General features: G+C 60.7%; 11 protein-coding genes. 4 read left to right on the top strand and 7 right to left on the bottom strand.

Annotation, left to right across the window (positions count from 1 at the left end):
• The first annotated feature begins 70 nt into the window (after window positions 1-70).
• The 4 genes from grpE (at window position 71) to N3C12_12340 (ending at window position 5,618) form a co-directional block, all read left to right on the top strand.
• Complete coding sequence (grpE, locus tag N3C12_12355) at window positions 71-697, top strand: nucleotide exchange factor GrpE (GenBank protein MCX8073225.1); 627 nt, start codon at window positions 71-73, stop codon at window positions 695-697.
• Between the two features lie 64 nt (window positions 698-761).
• Window positions 762-2,678 carry a molecular chaperone DnaK gene (gene dnaK / locus N3C12_12350; GenBank protein MCX8073224.1) on the top strand — a complete coding sequence of 639 codons (1,917 nt, stop codon included), beginning with the start codon at window positions 762-764 and terminating at the stop codon, window positions 2,676-2,678.
• 85 nt (window positions 2,679-2,763) lie between these two features.
• On the top strand, window positions 2,764-3,882 hold the full coding sequence (gene dnaJ / locus N3C12_12345; protein ID MCX8073223.1) for a molecular chaperone DnaJ: 1,119 nt from the start codon (window positions 2,764-2,766) through the stop codon (window positions 3,880-3,882).
• On the top strand, window positions 3,882-5,618 hold the full coding sequence (locus N3C12_12340) for an ABC transporter substrate-binding protein (GenBank protein ID MCX8073222.1): 1,737 nt from the start codon (window positions 3,882-3,884) through the stop codon (window positions 5,616-5,618). The genes dnaJ and N3C12_12340 overlap by 1 nt, the downstream gene beginning before the upstream one ends.
• Here the strand turns inward: N3C12_12340 and N3C12_12335 are convergent.
• From N3C12_12335 to N3C12_12305, 7 genes are read right to left on the bottom strand one after another with little or no spacing between them, the layout of a single operon-like run.
• Window positions 5,615-9,835 carry a hypothetical protein gene (locus N3C12_12335; protein MCX8073221.1) on the bottom strand — a complete coding sequence of 1,407 codons (4,221 nt, stop codon included), beginning with the start codon at window positions 9,833-9,835 and terminating at the stop codon, window positions 5,615-5,617. The genes N3C12_12340 and N3C12_12335 overlap by 4 nt on opposite strands.
• An 18-nt stretch (window positions 9,836-9,853) precedes the next feature.
• Window positions 9,854-13,072 carry an Hpt domain-containing protein gene (locus tag N3C12_12330; protein ID MCX8073220.1) on the bottom strand — a complete coding sequence of 1,073 codons (3,219 nt, stop codon included), beginning with the start codon at window positions 13,070-13,072 and terminating at the stop codon, window positions 9,854-9,856.
• Window positions 13,073-13,101: 29 nt separating this feature from the next.
• Entirely contained in the window at window positions 13,102-15,717 is a 2,616-nt protein-coding gene (locus N3C12_12325) for a methyl-accepting chemotaxis protein (protein ID MCX8073219.1), read from the bottom strand.
• Window positions 15,718-15,744: 27 nt separating this feature from the next.
• Complete coding sequence (locus N3C12_12320; GenBank protein MCX8073218.1) at window positions 15,745-16,308, bottom strand: chemotaxis protein CheW; 564 nt, start codon at window positions 16,306-16,308, stop codon at window positions 15,745-15,747.
• Window positions 16,305-16,664, bottom strand: a complete 360-nt coding sequence (locus N3C12_12315; GenBank protein MCX8073217.1) for a response regulator — start codon at window positions 16,662-16,664, stop codon at window positions 16,305-16,307. The genes N3C12_12320 and N3C12_12315 overlap by 4 nt, the downstream gene beginning before the upstream one ends.
• Window positions 16,665-16,716: 52 nt before the next feature.
• The gene (locus N3C12_12310) at window positions 16,717-18,234 is read right to left on the bottom strand and encodes a response regulator (GenBank protein ID MCX8073216.1); all 1,518 of its coding nucleotides are present in this window, start codon (window positions 18,232-18,234) and stop codon (window positions 16,717-16,719) included.
• 26 nt (window positions 18,235-18,260) lie between these two features.
• Window positions 18,261-19,271, bottom strand: coding sequence for a chemotaxis protein CheW (locus N3C12_12305; GenBank protein ID MCX8073215.1), 1,011 nt, complete (start codon window positions 19,269-19,271; stop codon window positions 18,261-18,263).
• Window positions 19,272-19,370: the final 99 nt, after the last annotated feature.

Raw genomic sequence — 19,370 nt, 5'->3', positions numbered from 1 at the left:
GTTCTTAGCTTGCCGCCGCTTGTCGCAGGTGCATCTTAAGGTTTCGGTATTGCTGCGAGGCCAATGAACCATGGTCGATCCCACGAAGGATGACAACTTGGGAAACTCAGGTCAGCGCAAGGAAACAGCCGAGCAGGGCAATGAGACTCGGGAGGGGATAATTGCCTCCCAGCCCGAGGAAGAACTTGAAGCCCTGCGAGCACGGGTGCGGGAGTTGGAGCTGGAGGTAGAAGAGGCGAGAAAAGCCTACCTTTACGAGCGGGCGGAGTTGGAGAACTTTAAAAAGCGGGTGCAGCGCGAGCAAACGGAGCTCCTGCGCTATGCGACGGAACCTTTGGTGAGGGATCTGTTGCCCGTGGTGGATAACCTCGAGCGAGCCCTACAGCACGCTAAGGCTGGGGAGCAATCCATCATCCAAGGCGTAGAGCTGACGTTACGGATGTTCCTCGACACTTTACAGCGGCATGGCGTGAGCCGTGTGGAAGCGATGGGGGAGGTATTCGATCCCGCGCGGCACGAAGCCGTGGCGCATCTTGCCTCGGAAGAGCACGATGCGAACCGTGTCATCGAGCAGCACCAGGTTGGTTACATGTTGCACGATCGGTTGGTGCGTCCCGCTTTAGTGAGCGTTAGCCGTGGGCGCACGAACTCAGGAGCAAATGGGAGCGCGGTTGCAGGTGCCGGTGACAGTGATTAACGCTGGCAACAGTTTTTGAGGAGAATGAAGCGCGTGTCGAACAACGCGAAGGAGATACAGGCGTATGAGTAAGGCAATCGGAATAGACCTGGGGACCACGAACTCCTGCGTAGCAGTGATGGAGGGTGGTGAGCCGAAAGTGATCACCAATGCCGAGGGCGGCCGCATTACACCCTCGGTCGTGGCGTTCACCGAATCCGGAGAAATCTTGGTGGGCCAAATTGCTTACCGGCAGGCGATCACCAACCCAGAAAACACAATCTTCGCGGTAAAGCGCTTGATGGGTCGTAAATACAACGACCCTGAGGTGCAGCGCGCGATGAAGGTGCTGCCCTACAAAATCGTGCCCGCGGAAAATGGGGACGCGTGGGTAGAGGTCCGCGGGAAGCGCTATAGCCCGCCGGAAATCTCCGCCTTTATCTTGCAGAAGATGAAACGTACGGCGGAGGACTACTTGGGCGAGCCGGTGACGGATGCGGTGATCACCGTGCCGGCGTACTTCAATGACAGCCAGCGCCAAGCCACCAAGGATGCAGGTCGTATTGCTGGGTTGAACGTGCTTCGCATCATCAATGAGCCGACGGCTGCCGCCTTGGCTTACGGGTTGGACAAAAAGAAGGATGAAAAGATCGCCGTATTCGACCTCGGTGGCGGTACCTTTGACATCTCGATCCTCGAGATTGGCGACGGTGTTTTCGAAGTCAAAGCCACGAATGGGGATACATTCCTCGGCGGGGTCGATTTCGACCAGCGGATTATCGAATACTTGGCTGACGAATTCCGCAAAGACCACGGGATCGACTTGCGCAAGGATCGCATGGCTCTGCAGCGCCTGAAGGAGGCTGCGGAGAAGGCAAAGTGCGAGCTCTCCACCTCGATGGAGACGGAGATTAACCTGCCCTTCATCACGGCCGATGCGTCGGGTCCCAAGCACCTCAACATGAAGCTAACCCGCGCTAAGCTGGAAGCCTTGTGCGCGGATTTGCTCGATCGCTTGGAAGGCCCTTGCATCGCCGCGCTGAAGGACGCGGGTTTGAGCGCCAGCGACATCGACGAGGTGATTCTCGTCGGCGGCATGACGCGTATGCCTGCCGTGCAAGCGCGCGTGCGCAAGCTCTTCGGTAAGGAACCGCATAAGGGGGTCAACCCCGACGAGGTCGTTGCCATTGGCGCGGCGATTCAAGCGGGTGTGCTCAAAGGCGAAGTGAAAGACGTGTTGCTGTTGGACGTCACCCCGTTGTCGCTCGGTATCGAGACCTTGGGGGGCGTCTTCACCAAGATTATCGAGCGCAACACGACGATCCCCACGCGCAAGAGCCAGATCTTTTCCACGGCGACAGATAACCAAACGGCGGTCACTATTCGCGTATACCAGGGCGAACGGGAAATGGCTGCCGACAACAAGTTGCTCGGCCAGTTCGACTTGGTTGGTATCCCGCCTGCGCCGCGAGGAGTGCCGCAGATCGAAGTCACGTTCGACATTGATGCGAACGGCATTGTGCACGTATCTGCGAAGGACCTCGGCACTGGGAAGGAGCAGTCCATTCGCATCACGGCCTCGAGTGGGCTTACGGAAGAAGAGATTAAACGGATGATCAAAGAGGCCGAGATGCATGCTGCGGAGGACCGCAAGCGGCGCGAAACCGCAGAGGCCCGCAACCAGCTCGATGCGTTGGTGTATCAGACCGAGAAGAACCTCAAAGAACACGGCTCCTCCCTCGACGCGGCGACGCGGAGCGGCATCGAGGATGCGTTGGCAGCGGCGAAGAAGGAGCTCGAGGGGAACGATGCGGAAGCGATGCGTCGTGCTGCCGAGCGCCTGACCCAGGCGGCGCACAAGCTTGCCGAGGTGATTTACAATCGCACCCGTGGTGGTGCAGCCGAAGGACAGGCTGCAGGTGGAGATAGTGGCGGCGCCTCGCAACGCCGCGGTGGCGACGATGCAGTAGATGCCGACTTCGAGGAAGTGAAGGGTTCGTGATCGACGATCTCACCGCAGTAGCTCAAAAGCCCTCCCTCGACCGTGAGGGAGGGCTTTTGTATTCTCGGAAAGAGGTGGCTCGACGGTGCCGGCAAAGCGAGACTACTACGAGGTCCTGGGAGTGAGTCGCTCAGCGAGCTTGGAGGAGATCAAGAAAGCCTACCGCAAGCTCGCGCTGAAGTATCATCCGGACCGCAATCCGGGCGACAAGCAGGCCGAAGAAAAGTTCAAAGAAGCCTCCGAGGCTTACCAGGTGTTGAGTGATCCTGAACGGCGCGCCCAGTACGATCGTTTTGGGCACGCTGCCTTCGAACAAGGGGCCGGCGGGTTTGGCGGCTTCGACTTTTCGACCACCTCCTTCGAGGACTTGTTCGGGGAAATCTTCGGCGAATTTTTCGGAACCGGCCGCACTCGCGGACGATCGCGCGCGCGCCGCGGCGAGGACTTGCGCTACGAGCTTGAGATTAGCTTTGAGGAAGCCGCCTTCGGTACCGAGAAAACCATCGAAGTTCCATGCCTGGCGAACTGCGAAGCGTGTAGCGGTCGCGGCACGAAAGACGGGGCCCCGCGGGCCACATGCCCGAGCTGTCGAGGAGCGGGGCAGTTACGCTATCAGCAAGGCTTCTTCACCATTGCCAAAACCTGCAGCCAGTGCAGTGGGCAAGGGACGATTATTCGCGATCCCTGTCGGGTGTGCGGCGGTTCGGGCGTCGTGCAAAAGACCCGCGCACTAGCTGTGCGCATTCCTGCCGGGGTGGACACCGGTACGCGCCTCAAGCTTGCGGGGGAAGGCGAAGCGGGGAGGAACGGCGGGCCGCCGGGTGACCTGTATGTCGTTCTTCGTGTACGTGAGCATCCGCTGTTCCGCCGCGAAGGGGTGCATGTGCTGTGTGAGGTCCCGATCAGTTTTACGCAAGCCGCGCTCGGCGCGGAGATCGAGGTGCCGACGCTGGAAGGGAAAGTGAGAATGAAAATTCCAGCGGGTACGCAGTCGGGAACCGTTCTGCGTTTGCGAGGCAAGGGTGTGCCGGAGCTGCAAGGCCACGGCAGGGGGGATCAGCTTGTGCGGATTTTGGTTGAAGTCCCACGCAAACTATCGCAAAAGCAGCGGGAACTGTTGGAGGAATTCGCCCGCGTCAGCGGCGAGGAAGTGCATCCGATGGCAAAGGGCTTCTTTGAAAAGATGAAGGAGATTTTCGGTTAATGGGCACATGGGGAACGCGAGCGGTAGCCCTGGCGTTGGTGTTTGGAGCGGTATGGGCGGGTTGTGCAGCAAAGGTACAGGCGCCACCCGAACCACCGGGAACTGTGCGGCGGGCCGAAGAGGCGTTTCGCCTTCGTGATTACGAGCGCGCGATCGAGCTCTATAAGACTTACGCGGAATTGGTTCGGCGTGACCCCTACGTGCCGCGGGTGTTGTACAAGGCGGCGCTAGCCCAGTATCAGCTCGGCCGTTACGAGGACGTATTGGCGACCCTGGAAGATTTGCAGAGTCGTTACCCCGAAAAACGGTGGGTGCAAGTTGAAGCCTTAAGGGGCGATGCACAACGTGCCTTGGGGAAGTCCGTGGCAGCGATCCAGTCGTGGGATCATGCTTTCGCGGTTGCCCGGCCGGACGATGAATCGAAGTTGCGGTTGCGTGTGGCTACCGTTGCCCGCTCTCTGTCGGACGAGGAACTGGGAGAAGCGAGCCAACTCGTGGAATCCAAGCCTGTTCAAGAAATCTTGGCTGCGGTTGTCGCCCAGCGGCAACACCCTGAAATTCCCGAGCCCTTGCCCGAATTCCCCGAAGAGAGCGCGAGCGACCTTGCTTTTACGAAAGGTCGGGAGGAACCACCGCCTGCTGAGGCTGCCGCCCGAGGCGAGGGTGCACTTCCGCCTCTGGAGGGACGGTCGACGGAAGCCGTGGGCGAGCTGCGGCTCATCGGGGTGCTCGCGCCGAACAGCGAGGCGGCGCCAGGGCTATTGCACGCAGTCACACTCGCGGTGGGCTCAGAGCATGTCGTGATGGCTGATACCCCCGCGGCGCGAGAGCAACTGCAGGGCGCTTTTCGGAAGTTGGCGGACGACCCGAACGTGTTGGCGGTGGTGACGGAGTCGACGAGCCGAGAGTTGGCGGCTCTCGCTCGGGAGCGAGCGGTACCCCTCGTTGATGTCGCGGAGAGCGAACCCGCTCCTTATGTGGTGGCCGCAGGGTTACCTCCTTCGGAGTCCTTGGAGGTTCTTCTGGACTACGCTGTGCACCGTGCAAGGCTGCGGCGCTTTGCCGTCGTGTACCCGGATACGCTAGCGGGCAGGCAGTTTTTAACGCGTGCACAAGCGGAAATCACGCGACGTGGTGGGGAGGTCGTGGGTAGCGACGCCTACGCGCCCGATACGCGGGGGATCACTGTCGGGTTGTTGCGGCGTTGGCGCGACCGGGAGAACATGCAAGCCGTACTGTTGGCCGATCAGGCGCTGGCTGCGGCACCCTTGGCTCGGCTGTTGCAGGCAGAGATGCCCGACATCCCCTTGCTCGGGGTCAACGATTGGAGCCAGCTCACGACGATGATTCCGGGCGTCAGTGGCGTGGTATTCACCTCGGCGTTATCGCCCGACCGCGCGCAGCACCCCTTCGTTGAGGACTTCCGTGCGGCGATGGGGAGATTGCCGACTACGGACGAGGTGAGCGCATACGAGGCTGCATTGTGGCTCGCCAAGGTTGCGTCCGAGCTGCCAGAAAAGGTTGCCCGCGCCGAAGTGTGGGCGGCACTGCAGCGGAGCTCCCAGATCGAGGGACCGAGTGGGGTTGTGGCAGTGGCAGGTGCGCGGTTTGTTCGGCGACCTTTCGTCCTCCAATTTGCCAAAGGAGAACTACACGAAGTCGCTTCACCACAGGAGCCTGTCGCGCTGGCGGGTGAACTGGAATCCACGGCTGGCTTGGTAGCGGAAGGCCACTAGCGACTACCGGGTTGCGCTGTGCTGCGTGTGTCGCTCTGATGGACAAGCGGTGGTAAGCCGAGTTCCTGCGCGAGCACTTTGACGAGCGTGTCCACGCTCAATGAGCCCTCGCGCGCCGCCCGCGCGGCATTGTGCCGGAGCTCGGCAACGCGCTGGTGGTCGGGCAGAATCACGCCGAGCGGCAGGCCGCTGGTCTTCTCGTCGTTTCGCAGCCGGCTGATGAGCCTGAGTCCATCAGCGCGCGGCAGCGATAAGTCTACGAGCACGACCTCTGGTTGAATCAGGGGAATGAGTTCAATGACCTGGCGGAAATCCAACGCCACCGATGCGGAGCAGCGCACCTTCGCCAAGTGGGTACGCAGCTCGCTGGTCATTTCGATATTGTTGCTGGCCACCAACAGCCGCTGCACCGATCCGTAAGTGGACATGAGCCACGCTGTGCAGGCGTTCACGTCGAACGGGCTCGGGAAAAACGTGGCGTCGCCAAAGAGGAAACCAAATTTGCCCTCGGAGCAGTAAGCGAATATTCCGTAGTCCCCAGGTTGCCGCACGATTTTGGTCAGAGCAGCAATTGGGTCATGTGCTCGATTGAGGAGATTGACGGCGAGGAGGATCGGGCTGTCCTTGGCAGTGTCCGCAAGGTCTAGCGTGTTCAAGTAACGCAGGTGAGGAATTTGCTTCAGCAAACGCTGCACTTGCTCGCGACACTCTTTGCTCTCTTCTAGATGCACCACGGTGAGCCCGGTCGACTCGCGCAAGCGCGCCAGTGGCGCTTGGCCGCCGCCGGTAGAGGTGAGGGACGTAACAGCGGAAGCGGAGGAAAACACAGCCTGTCCGCTGTCGGCGAGACGTAACGGCGTTGTTGTCACATCTTCTTGGGAGGCCTTCGCTGTTGGTGAAGGCTTACTTGCCGCGGTTCCCACGCTGCGCAGGGTGCCACCGGCTGCGGCGCGCCGGAGCTCGTCGAGCGCCGCCTCGAGCTGGGTTCGCTCCTCTCGCTCCGCCTCGAGACGGCTCTCCAGCTCCTCGATCGTGGCTCGGAAGCCTTCGACTTGGCGCTGCAGCTCCTGCAGTTCAGCCTCCTTAGCTTGCAGCGCTTCGGTGCGCTGGTTCAGTTCCAACAAGTATCCGGCAACCACAGCAGAGTGGTTTTGAGCCGCCTCGGCACGCAGCCGTTCCAATTCCTCCACCCGCGCCTCGAGGCGGCCGACTTCGGCCTTGTACTTGCGGACTTCTTCTGGCGAGAGCCGCTCTTTCCGCAGCCGCTCGCATTCCCGGTCTAGCTGGCTGACCAGGGTCTCTAGCTCTGCGACCCTTAAGGTGAGGGCGCCGCGTTCTGCTGCAATCTCGTCAATTCGGGCAGTCAGCGCTGCTTGAGTTTGTAACGCCGCCACTCGCTGTTCCTCACGCTCCTGCCCCAACTGCCGAATCACGGCCGACAATTTTTCCACTTGCGTTTTGAGCTCAGCGCGCTCGCGTTCCAGTTCGACAACATCGGCAGAAGGTAGCCCGGACCTCCCGCCTCTTTCGCGCTGGAGCAACGTGATCTGGGCCTGAAGTTGGGCTTGTTGCGCACGGGCTGCGTCCAGAGCCGTGCGCAGCGTCTCCCGCTCCGCGTCGAGTTGTTGTCGGATACTCAGGTAGTTGGCTTGCTCCTTTTGCCGCTGGGCTTCGCTTGCCTGCCAGCGCGCAACGGCATCGTCTCGCTCTCGGATTGCGCGCTCGTAAACCTGTGCCAGTTGCAGCCGTTCGCTCTCGGCGCGCTGTATTTGCTCGCGGAGAGTTTCGTTCTCCTGAGTAAGCAGTTCCTGTGCTTGCAAGATCGCAACCGACTGCTCTTGTAGTGCCGCGAGGTGCTGCTGGGCTTGCTCGAAATCGGTGAGTAACCGTTGATAGGCAGTCGCCTGTGCTTCGTAGCGCAGGGAGAGTGCGGCAACTTCGTCTTGCAGTTCCCGATGTCGAAGTTGCCAAGCCGCCACAGCCTCGTCCCGCTTGTAGATCTCTTCTTCATATGCGCGCAGGGTTTCCCGCAGTTCCGCAACGGCCTGCTCGCTTGCACAGCTACGCCGTTTCCACTCCTCCACCTGCGCTTCCAGCGCGGCAAGCTCTTCGTTTTGCCTCTGCGCCGCGTACGTGGTAGCGTGTTCGAGCTCGGTCAATGCGGCTCGCAGTTTCTCCACCTCGTGTTGGAGGAGGTCGCGCTCTTCACGGAGGGCCAGGAGTTCCTGCTCTCGAGCGCGAATGCGCTGTTCGTACTCTGCAGTACGTTGGCTGGCCGCTGTCGATTGTTGCTCGAGTTCCTGGGCTAACGCGGCCGCCCGCGACTCGGATGTGCGCAGTGCTTCTTGAAGCTGACCGAGTTCTTGCTGAATCGAGCTGTGGTGTTGTTGCAACGAAAACAAGTGTCGCCTGAGTTCTGCTTCTTGGTGCGCTTTGGCTTCGAGCGCTTGTTGCAAGGCGGCTTGCTGATGGCGGAGTTCAACACGCTCTACGTCCGCCTCTCGAAGCAAGGAGGCGAGTTGTCTCAAATGTGCGCGGCTGGTCTCACTTTCGGTGAGGTGCCGCAGCTCGAGCGCCTCGTGCGAGCGTGCTTGTAAGCGATAGCCAAGCTCCCAACGCGCCCACTCGGCGCGTGCGTGCGCGAGAGACAAGGTAGTTGCATAGTACTCGACGGTGGCTTTTTGTAGCCGGGCATCGAGCTCTTCGAGCTGCCAGCATGCCTGCTGTAATTCGGCCTCGAGCTGGTCGCCGTGGAGTTGGAGATCGTCCAACGAAGTTGTCAGTTCCTCGCGCTCTTTCGCCCACGCGTCCGTGAGGTCGGCAAGTCGCTGATGTGCCCGTTCGAGTTCGGCGCGGTGCTCTGCGAGTGCACGGTTGCGGTCGTCGAAGAGGGCACGAAGCCGGCCAATTTCTCCCTCGAGTTGTTCGATGCGGGCTTCGGCCGCGGCACACGCCACATCGCGTTGGTGGAGGGCCGCCTGCAAGCTGGTGGTGTCTTCAACGAGTCGGGCAGCTTTTTCTTCGAGGCTGGCGCGCGCGCTGACGGCGGCCTCCAGTTCTTGGCGCAGCTGGGTGAGTGCCGCGCGGGCAGCGTCAGCTGTTGCTCGCGATTCGGCAAGTTCGCGCTGGAGTGTCGCAACCGTGTCCTGACTCTCCTCCTGGTAGCGCGCGAAGGCTTGCTGTAGGTCCTGCAACTTCTTTTGCCAATCCGCCTCCCGCTGTTGGGCGAGTTCCTCGAAGATTGTGCGTTCCCGCTGCAGTTCCGCTCGCGCCGCTTGCAGTTCTTCTTCGAGGCGCAGAAGCTCTTCAGCTTCAAGCTGGGAGCGCATCTGAAGAGAGCAAAGCTGAGCACGCAGGTTGCCGCTTTCTTGTTCGAGGGATGTGTTGCGGTTTTGTGCCTCCTCGAGTGCCTGTGCCAAAGCGTCCCGAACCTGAGTCCACTCCGCACTTTTGTTTGCAAGTTCCTGTTCCCAAGCTGCGCGGGCAGCCATGTGCTCGCGCCGGAGACCATCGCGCTCGGAACGGAGTTGTACTGTCTCGGCCGTAAGCTCGTCGATGCGTCTTTGGGCCTGTTCGAATGCTGATGCGAGGCGTTCGTTTTGGAGCGCCTTCTCGGCAACGAGAGCCAGAGCCTCCTGGAGGCGTTGCTCAACAGCAGCGTATTGCTCGCTCAATTGCCGTAAAGCGTCCCGTAAATTCTCGGCATTGCGGGCGGAGAGGGCTTTTTCTTGTTCCGCTTGGCTGAGAGCAGTCCGGAGAGCCTCGAAATCCGCCTCCAGCTCGCGAATGACAGCTTGCAACCGTTCCACTTCCCCTTGCAGGACGGCGTTTTCGGTTTCCAAGTCTGCGATTCGGCTGTGGGCGGATTCAAGCGCGGATTCAATCTCGGTTGCGCGCTGGCGCAAACTTTCCGCCATTGCCTGCCATTGTTGGGCGCTATGATGCGTGTCGCGGAGGTGGGCTTGTGCGCGTGCGAGCTCTTCTTCGAGCTGTTCTCGAATCTGTTGCGCCGCGCGCTTGAGCGCGTCGACTTGGCTCGCCGCCTCACGGTAACGGGATTCCACGAGTTGAACCCTTTCTCGGGCCGACGACTCCACTGCGTGCAAGCGGCGCAAGAGCTGATCCCGCTCTTGCCGAAGCGCTTCGACTGTCGATTGCAGCAGGATCACGTCTTCGATCTGGGTTGCGGGGGTGGATCGCTCGTCGTGTTCCGCCATGGCGCCAGGCTCTGTCGTTCAGAGCTGTTCTGCAGCAGCAAGGTGCGCGGGTAGAATTCCCTTCCCAGCCACGCGCACCATTTCGTCGATCAGTTGTTCCTTCGTGAACGGTTTTGTGAGGTAGCCTTCGGCTCCGACTTCGCGGGCGCGGGCGCGATGCTTCTCGCTCGAACGCGAGCTGCAGACGATGATTGGTAGGTGTCGAAGCTGCGGCTGTCGCCGAATTTCTGCGATCAGCTCGTAGCCGTGCATTCTGGGCATCTCGAGATCAGTAATGACCAGGCGGAACCGGCCAGTGGACAACTTGTCGAGAGCGTCGAGGCCATCGACGGCGGTGTCGACCTCCCACCCTTCGCTTTGCAGAAAGCGGCTCGTCAGCTTCCGTACGCTGATGGAATCGTCGACCACCAAAATTGCCTCCGGGCGCACCTCGATGGCATCACTGCGCGCTTCGAAGATGAAAGTCGACTGGTGTGCGGCCTCGGCTTGCAACAGCTCGAATAAGTGGGCGACGTGCAGGGTGAAAATCACGGTACCGTCACCAGAGATCGTTGCTCCCGAGAGAAAAGGATGGTGTTCGAGGAGGCGACCTAGCGGCTGCAGCACCGCTTCCCGTTGTGGCTCCACGTGATCCACGACCAAGGCCATGAGCTTGTCGCCACTACGCAGTAAAAGCCCCGTTGCCTGCTCGGCTGGTGGCGGTTGTTCCACTAGGGGGCCGAGGAAGAGCACAGGGATCAATTCATTGCGAACTTGCAGCATGGGTCGACCGTCGACGTCGAGCAACTGGCTCCGTTGCACTGCGACAGCTTGCTCCACGAAGTCGGCACCCAGCGCGTATTGCTGTTCCCCCACGTGGAGTATCAAAACTTCGTCAATGCTTGAGCTGATCGGAAGAACGAGGCGGATAATTGTGCCCTCGAACTCCCTCGACTCTACTTGCAAACTGCCATTGAGAGCGGCGATGTCCCGGGCCACCACGTCCATGCCCACGCCACGACCGGAAAGATCGGTCACTTCTTCGCCCGTGCTGAATCCCGGGCGAAAGATGAGGGCAAGGAGCTGCTCCTTGGAGGGCTGCCCATGTGGAGGCAGCAAACCGAGCGCACGCCCCTTGGCAAGAATGGCATCGTAATCGATCCCTCGGCCATCGTCTTGCACCTCGATAGCCACACTGTTGTGTCGTGGCTGGGCCGAGATCCGGATGGTCCCTGCCGTGGCCTTGCCGCGCGCCTGGCGGTCGGCCGGGAGCTCAATCCCGTGCGACACGGCGTTGCGAACCAAGTGCAACAGCGGGGCATAAAGTGCTTCGACGATGGCCTTGTCCAACTGCACATCGCCGCCTTCCAAAACGAGATCGACGATTTTGCCAGCCTGTCGCGCGGCGGTGCGAACCGGGCGCACCAAGCGGCGGAACACCGTGTCCAGCGGAATCATGCGCAAGCGCGTGATTTGCCGCTGTAAAGCCGAGGTGATTTTGTTGAACTGACGCGATTCGTCGCCGAACGACTCGATGAGCTTGCCAAGCTGGTCGGCAATTTCGCCGGTATCCGTGGCGAGCTCAATCACGCTACGCGCGAGGATGTTGACGTCGTCATACTTGTCAAACTCCAGGTCGGTGAAGAAGCTATCAGCCTCGGCACTGCTCGTGGGCTCGCTCACGCCCGTGGAACCACGGCGTTCGCCAATGGTGTATTCGTAATGTTCTTGGAATCCTTGAATCAGGTCCGCCAATCGCCGCCGGCAGTAATCGAGTTTGTCGCGGAGTTCGGCAAAGGTTTCGATTTTGCGCTCCATGCGGGTGCGGCTTACGACTAACTGGGTGACCTGGCTCATGAGAGCGTCGAGTCGGGAGGCATGGATGCGCACGGTGCCCGCCTCGAGCTCGGCTTCGGCAACAGGGCTCGACTCTGCACTTGCCGCAACCACCGCTTCAGTTGTGGGCTCCGCAGCCTGCTCCGCCATGGGGGTGGACTCTGCACTGAGCGCGGCGATTTCCTCCGCAATTTGTTGCGCCGCCTCAGCACCAGCGGGAGCCCCAGCGCGCGCTTGCGTGACAAACCCGCGCACCGCGTCGGTAAGGCGGAACAATAAGTCGACCATTCGCTCGGTCGGTACTCGCAAGGTGTTGTTCAGCACTGCCTCCAACAGCGACTCGCCTTGGTGTACGTGTTCGGCAATGTGGTCGAGGCCCACCGCACCAGCCGCTCCCTTGAGCGTGTGGAATCGGCGAAACAGGGCCTGCAAAATGCCGCGATCCTCTGGTTGCCGCTCGAGTTGCAACAACAATCGCTCGGCGGCCTCCAGAGCTTCTTCGGCATCGAGCACGAATGCCTCCAGGAGCTCGGGGTCCACTTCGGGTAAGCTGGGGGCCAGTTTGGTCGGCTGCGGTGCCGCCGGTTCCGGTGGCAGCACCCCGGGAAGATCGGGTGCGGGAACCTCGGCGGTCTGAAAGATTGCGGCCAAGGCGGTTTTCACAGCGTCGCTGCTGCCAGCCGGGAGACGGCCGTGCTCGGCTGCCTCGGCAAAGGTATCTTGAAGGTAGCGGGCCAAGTTCGAGAGGTCCTCTTGGCCCACCATCGCCGCGGATCCTTTGATCGTATGGAACACGCGCGAGAGGTCGTAAAATGCTTGCCCCCGCGCCTCAGGTTCATGCAGCCGGGCAAAGAGCTCGGGGACGCGGGCGAGGTTCTCCCTCAGTTCTTCGTTGAACGTCTCCGCGAGCTCAGCAAGCCAAGCAGCGTCCTCTCCACTGTCATCCACCGTCGACCCTCGGGGTTCTAACTCGTGCATGCGGGTGCTCGAGTCTCTGTCCTCAGACTCGTGCAGGAGCTGCCGGACTTGCTCGGGAAAACACATGAAAAACTCAGTGAACAGGTTCTCCTGCCGCTCTGGATTGGCGCCTTCGAGGGCGTCCTCGAGAAGTGCTTCAACCAGCGGTAGCCCCGCCTGAATTTGTTCGACCAGTTGGCGAGGAGCAAGAGTGGTCGTGGCTTGGCGGCTCAGCAAAGACGATAGCCGTTCAATCGTGCTGCCAGCCTGACTTAAGTACGTGAGGCCGACGAGAGCTGCGCTCCCTTTAAGAGAGTGACCGTACCCTCGCAGGCGCTCAGCCGCATGCGAATCGTCTGGATCCTCCTGTAGCTTGGTCAATTCTTCCCGCACCCCGTCGAGGAGGCGGGTCACGTCTTCTCGAAAGAGGTCCTTAATCTCATCCAGCCGAAAGCGGTCCGCCATGACTCCCCCTCGCCTTATGCAGTTGCTTGTTACGAGAAGGAGAGTGCTCGGCCGTTGCCGCGATTGACAAGCTCTCCTTCGCTCCCCGGAACGCCCTGGGGACCATCGGCTGGTGCGGCCACAGGTTCGGACGGAGCCAGTTCGAACTCCGCGTCTGGAACTCTGAACAGTCCGATTTGTTCGTTCAACTGCTTGGCCACTTCGAACAGACTCGCGGAGTTCTGTTGGGTACGTTCTGCAGCCATTTGTGCCTGGCGCGCGACCTCCGAGATGCTCTGCATGGCCATACTCACCCGCTGGGCTGTGGCTGCCTGTTCCTCGGTGGCGCGAGAAATGTCGGCGATGAGCTGAGCGCTTTGCGTGGAGGCTTCGAGAATTTGTTCCAGGCTTGCACCGGCATCGAACACCATCGAGGTCTGCTCCTCCACGTATTGCGCTTGTCGCTCGATGTTGCCGACTGCGTCATTCGTCTCCGCTTGAATCGAGGCAATCAACTCAGCAATTTCTCGGGTTGCCGCTTCGGTTTGTTCCGCCAGTTTGCGCACTTCGTCGGCAACCACACTGAAGCCGAGGCCGTGCTCACCAGCGCGCGAAGCCTCGATGGCAGCGTTGAGGGCGAGCATGTTGGTTTGCGCCGAAATCTTCTGGATCGTGTTCGTAATCGTGGAGATCTCCATGGACCGCTCGCCGAGCCGCTTGATCTTTACCGCAGCAGCTCGGGTATTCTTTTGCAGGGCGTCCATGCCGGCGATGACGCGCTTCACCAAGTCGCCACCCTGTTGCGCTGCAGCTTCGGTTTTGCGCGCTGCTTCAGCCGCAACCGCCGCATCGGTTTGCACGGCTTGGATCTTTTCGCTCATGTTCACCACGCTTTCAGTGGTTTGAGCGACCTCCTCAGCTTGTTGTACGGCCCCGGTGGCCAGTTGATCTGCAGAGGCACGAATACCCGTGGCGGCGTCGAACACGCGTGCAGAGGCCCCACGGAGGTGCTGAATGAGTGCCCCGACGTTCTCGAACATTAGGTTTAAGGCGTCTGCCAGGTTCCCCAAAGTGCCGCTACCCACGACCGCGCGTTGCGTGAAATCGCCGTCCGCCGCGGCAGCCACGACCATGAGCAGGTCGCGGATTTCTTTTTGCAGGCGCCGGTGCTCTTCCTCTGCTTGCACAAGGGCGTCCACGCGCTCGTCTAAGGCTTGGTTCAAACCTTGAGCGAGCAAACCGAGCTCGTTGCGGGCGCGCACCCGCGCGCGGGCACGGTAGTTCCCTTTTTGGATCTCGGCAACCACGTTTGCGAGGGCGCGTACCGGTCGCGAGAAGCTTGTCGAAACCAGGAGCGCCGTGAGCACGAAACCGCCGATCAGTGCGCTGGCCAGGCCGGTGGTCATCTTGCGGAGTTGAACAACCGGCTGCAGAGCCTCCTCCTCGGTGATCTCCGCGACGACGACCCAGTCGAGACCGTGCAGGTTTTCCAGTGGTGCGGAGGTGCCGAGCACGGGCACGCCGCGATAGCCAATGTAACGGCCAGAGAACTCTTCCCGCCCCGGCGCTAGCCGCGTAGCCTCTGTGTCGACCTTCTGGCGCAGCACCGCAGTGCGCGCTTGCGCAACGGCGGGGTTCGTCTGGCCAAGCTCACTCAGAAAGCGCGATTCGCTGCGGAGCAACTGGTCATCCTTCCCGACGCCCACCAGATATGCCTCACCAGTTTGCCCCAAGCCCGAGCGAGCCCATTGGCTATCGGCCGTCATGATCGCGTTGATTTCCTCGATGTTGAGTTGCACGATCAAGGCGCCGATTTTTTGCCCTGCTTCGTAAATTGGGCTCCCGGCGAATGCGGAGGCTCTTCCGTGTTGCGCAAAGTAGGGCGAGAAGTCGAGGAAGAGGTAATCACCCTCGCGCGCTTCCTCCTGCAGCCGCTGAAATAGTTGACCAATGGCACTTTGTGCGAATCGGCCCTCGAGGAGGTTTGCTTGATAGTCCGGGCCCTTGTTCACTGAGTACACCACGCGCCCGGTGCCGGTATCCACGAGGTAAATATCCTCGTAGCGGAAGCGAACGGCGGTGTTCACGAACACCGGGTGCCATACGGCGTGGTAACTGCTGTAACGGGTGTTGTCCTTAGCGTTTTCGAGCAGCAACTTGCGGGTGGGCGGGTTTGGGTTGTTGGCGATGTACTGGGACTGCAAGTAAATTCCCGAGCGCTGTGGTGAGACAATCTCGCTTAAGGCGAGGGTTTTGTTTTCGATCTCCTTGCCGAAAAACGTACTGAAGTACTGCTTCACCGCTTCTTGATGGGGACGAAGTTTGTCTCCCTCGGTGGCGGGGTCACTGTCCAGCTCCTTCACCGCACTAATGAACTGTCTGACCGCGAGCGCTGTGCTGGGATTGCGCGCGAGGCTGAGGACTTGGTCTTCGAGGCCGTTGAGGTAACGCTCGATTTCGCGCTGCTTGTTGTCGCGCACGGTAGCGAGCTGCCGCAGCGCCTGTTGCCGCAACGAGTCTGAGGCGACCTTGTACCCGATATATCCCACCGCCGCGATTGCAGCCACCGCCAAGGGCACGAACGCCAAGATCAGTTGCCACAGGATGGGGAAGCGGACCGCGCGTCCTCGCTTCGCTTGGGGTTTTTCTTCGACTTTGGTTGCCATGCTGCAGACCCTCCCTTCGTGCGGAACTCATGAGAGCTCGCGGGTGCTAACTCCTTGCATCCGGCGCTGTTGGAATCCGTCTCGCGCAAGCGCTACGGCTGCCTGAGCCAAACTTCGCGCGTCGAGCACATTCACGACTCCGAGCGGGCCCTCCCAGTAGCCTTTCACATGGGGACGCCCGACTTCGGCTTCGGTGGCCGCCTTGATGTCCAAGGGATTGATGGGGCGCACCTCGCGAACCCGGTCGACTACGAGGCCAAGTTGGATGCCATCGATGGCGAGGACGAGGACGTGGTCCTCAGGAGCGAACACGCGGGCTGGAAATCCCAACAGGAGGTCGAAGCGGACCAAAGGCAGCACTTCGCCCCGCAAATTGATGACGCCGACGACGATCTCAGGAGCCAGCGGCACCGGGGCCGGCGTTTCGTCGAACAATACTTCGCGGGCGGTACTGACGGGGATCGCGAATAGTTCGCCGTTTCGGGAGAAAATGCAGTGCTCATGGCCGAGCTGAGCCAAACGCTCGGACAACTGGTCGGCAACCTCAATCGGAGGCGCTGCGTTACTGGGCGAGACTTCGGCGTTCTTCATACGTATTTCCGCACCACGGCAAGTAGGTCACTGGGCGAAAATGGCTTCGTCAGATAGTCGGATGCTCCCTGACGTTGCCCCCAGAAGCGGTCGCTCTCGCCGTTTTTGGAACTCACGATCACCACAGGAATGTGCTTTGTCGCGGCATCGCGTTTGAGCTGCCGGCAGGTGGCGAAGCCATCCTGGCCGGGCATGACGATATCGAGGAGGATCAAGTCGGGCTGTTCGGTCCGCGCCCGTTCGATGGCTTCCAAGCCGTTGCTGGCACGGATGCATTCGTAGCCAGCAGGCCGCAACGTGTCGGCCATCAATTGTACGTCACTGCGAATATCGTCGACGATTAAAATCTTCGGCATGGTTCGTTGTTCCCTCCGATTGGAAGCGGTTCAAAGTTCTTTGCGAATTCGTTTACGGCGTCGCAGACGGGCTGCTTGCCACCTCGTCAGTTCCAGTCGGTCGCGGCGGGGTTGAGCCATCGGTGACCTGCGGCGACTCTTGTCCGTCGAACGTACCAGCATCGTAGGAAGGCTCGACGCTTTGTGATGGCGTCGCGAGTTGCTCTTCGGCCTCGAAAAGCGACCCGACCAGGTTTTGAATCCCGTGTTCTTGAAGCACCGCTTGGCGCTTGGTTTCATCGACGAAGGCTGGGGGAATGGGGCGCTCGCCACTGACAATGCCAAAGACACGAGCGGCAGCCAGTTCCGGCAGCCGGGCCGCGAGGCCGAGCTGTTCCCACAGTGCTCCGGACCAAGTGACCTCGGTCAACACCACCGCGGGTGCGAATAGCCGCACGATCATCGGAAGTTGTCGGAAGCCTTCGGTGACGTGAAACACTTGCCATTCTGGGTGGGCACTAACCACCGCCGAAATCTGCCGGTGCACCGCGCTCCCTTTTGTCGCCACAATCAAAACCCGCAGCTTTTGAGCGGGTGCTTCGTGAGCGACAGCGCCGGCAGACGTGGCCCGAAACAGCAACCTGCAGGAACGGCGGAAAATTTCATGCAGCGACTCATCAAAGGAACGCACCGACCCGTCGCTGTACAACCTGTACTTCACACCGGAGCGAGCATGCTGCAGGCCCTCTCCAAGCTCGCGGATGAGAGCTTCGAGGATTTCGATGTAGGACTTGGCTTGATCCGCTGTTGCGCCGAGTGGCGTGTCTACCTCTTCGACGTAAACCCCCTCCGTGCTCGAGCGCAAAGTTTCGAACATGAGATCCAAAGCCTCGCGCCGATTTGCTTCGGAGGTGAAAGGTGTACCAAACTCTGCGCGCGGAGCTTCGCCGAAAGGCAGCATCGGCGCCTCCCTCCGTGCGACCTTGCGCACGGGCGGAGTGGGCGCTGCGGATTGTTGCGAGGCTCGTGCAACCGCAGGAGGGCTGCTCGCAGACAGCTCCGACGCCGGCTCGTGCAGCGGGGCGATTGGCGGCGGGGGAGTTGCAGCAACCGGTGGCGTAGCGATGGGCGGTTGCATGGGTGCAACTGGGGGGATGGACAGGCCCTCGGCTTCGTGCACAGGCACCGCAGCCTTCACCTGCTCGCCGGCGGCAGTCTTCGCCAACACTTCGGCAACAATGCCGGTGACCACTTGGGGCTTGAAGGGCTTGGCGATGTAACTCACCACGTTGCGCGCGTCCCGGTAGGCTTGCCGGATCTCAGCCCCCTTCGCCGAGACCAAGATCACGGGGATGTGCGCGGTTTCCGGATCCAAGGCTAGGTGCTGGCACACCTCGCTACCGCGCATGTCGGGTAAAATGAAGTCGAGCAAAATGACGTCCGGCTTGAAACTTTTCGCCTTCGCGATTGCGTCCGCTCCGTCCACTGCCAGCTCAAGGTCGTAGCCAGCAGGCTTGAGCACGATTTCCAGTGCCTTACGGATCGTAAGGCTGTCGTCCACGCCAAGTACTTTAGGTTTACGATCCATCATTCACTTCGCTCCCCTTCGGTTGTCGATCAGTTTGCATCACGGAGATGCTTCACACGGCGCTCCTCGGTGAGTTGCTCGACGATCTCAGTGAGAACCCATGCTGGAGAGTCCGGGATGCGACGGGTGGTGGGAGGGGCCGCACTGCTGTCAAAGCTGTAAGTACCTTCGCGCAGCGCCAGCAGCTCTTTGAGCGCCGCGTGGCCTCGGTCTTGCCCAAACTCGGCATCGAAGATGTCGCCCCCATGGAGGAAGATCGATCCGGACCCTTGGTGGCTTTGAATCCGGATGGTTCCCGACTGATGTGCTGCGACGAGAGCCAGAAGATCTCGCAGCAGTTTGTCCCCGCCAAGGTTGCCTTCGACGCCGCCGTTGAAGGCGGGTGGCTGCTCGAAAATCGCAAGCACGGTACGTGCGGCTGAAGATGCGCGGGCCAGTCCATTCCGTCGCGTAAGGCGGGCGTAAGCTTTGAGCCCGCTTGGAGTACAATGGCGCCGGAGTTCGGGAACCAGCCGTTCGAGTTTGGCCTGACGGTCACGAAAGGCGAGCGCTTCCTCGAGGAGCGGATCCAGGGCGTCCCTCAGCGTGTTGCTTAGGATGCGGTTCGGGTCCAGCAAAACATGCAGTTCGCCATCGAATTCCACCAAGTGACCGACCGGTTGGCCCCCGTCCCGCACCACTGCACTAGCCACGGGAGAGCGCTCGGTCAGGTCAAGCTCCCGCACGCCAGTGAATTCATCTACCCGGACAGCGAGAAATGCGGAGCCCGATCGCACCACCGCAAACGCAGGCCGTTCGGCAATGCCGAGGACCTCGTCGAGACCGAATGCCTGCCGCAGGTCCATCACCCATGCTGGCTGTCCGCGATGAATGATGAACTGCTGAACGGATCCATCCGCTCCCTTGAGGGTGTGTAAGGTGACTTCCTTGCGGGGATAAATTGCATCTACCCAGTCCGCATGGATGCAGAAGCGGCCATCGTCCACCCGAAAGACCAGAACCCGACCAGTCATTGTCTGTGTGATTTGCCGATGATCCACAACAAGCCCTCCTGAGTGCCGGCGGCTTTTCAGCAGAAGCTGTGCCAGGTGGAAGGTGCGTAGCGAACGCAAGGGAGGCGGGAGCCTATCCAATTCGTG

It is taken from the genome of Candidatus Binatia bacterium (assembly GCA_026415395.1).
Lineage (GTDB): Bacteria > Desulfobacterota > Binatia > HRBIN30 > HRBIN30 > HRBIN30.
This window is presented reverse-complemented; position numbering and strand designations above follow the sequence as displayed.

What these genes read in the sequence shown, in the direction of transcription:
- grpE (MCX8073225.1), top strand. Translation starts at nt 71, where the DNA reads ATGGTCGATCCCACGAAGGATGACAACTTGGGAAACTCAGGTCAGCGC.
- dnaK (MCX8073224.1), top strand. Translation starts at nt 762, where the DNA reads ATGAGTAAGGCAATCGGAATAGACCTGGGGACCACGAACTCCTGCGTA.
- N3C12_12340 (MCX8073222.1), top strand. Translation starts at nt 3,882, where the DNA reads ATGGGCACATGGGGAACGCGAGCGGTAGCCCTGGCGTTGGTGTTTGGA.
- N3C12_12335 (MCX8073221.1), bottom strand. Translation starts at nt 9,835, where the DNA reads ATGGCGGAACACGACGAGCGATCCACCCCCGCAACCCAGATCGAAGAC.
- N3C12_12330 (MCX8073220.1), bottom strand. Translation starts at nt 13,072, where the DNA reads ATGGCGGACCGCTTTCGGCTGGATGAGATTAAGGACCTCTTTCGAGAA.
- N3C12_12325 (MCX8073219.1), bottom strand. Translation starts at nt 15,717, where the DNA reads ATGGCAACCAAAGTCGAAGAAAAACCCCAAGCGAAGCGAGGACGCGCG.
- N3C12_12320 (MCX8073218.1), bottom strand. Translation starts at nt 16,308, where the DNA reads ATGAAGAACGCCGAAGTCTCGCCCAGTAACGCAGCGCCTCCGATTGAG.
- N3C12_12315 (MCX8073217.1), bottom strand. Translation starts at nt 16,664, where the DNA reads ATGCCGAAGATTTTAATCGTCGACGATATTCGCAGTGACGTACAATTG.
- N3C12_12310 (MCX8073216.1), bottom strand. Translation starts at nt 18,234, where the DNA reads ATGATGGATCGTAAACCTAAAGTACTTGGCGTGGACGACAGCCTTACG.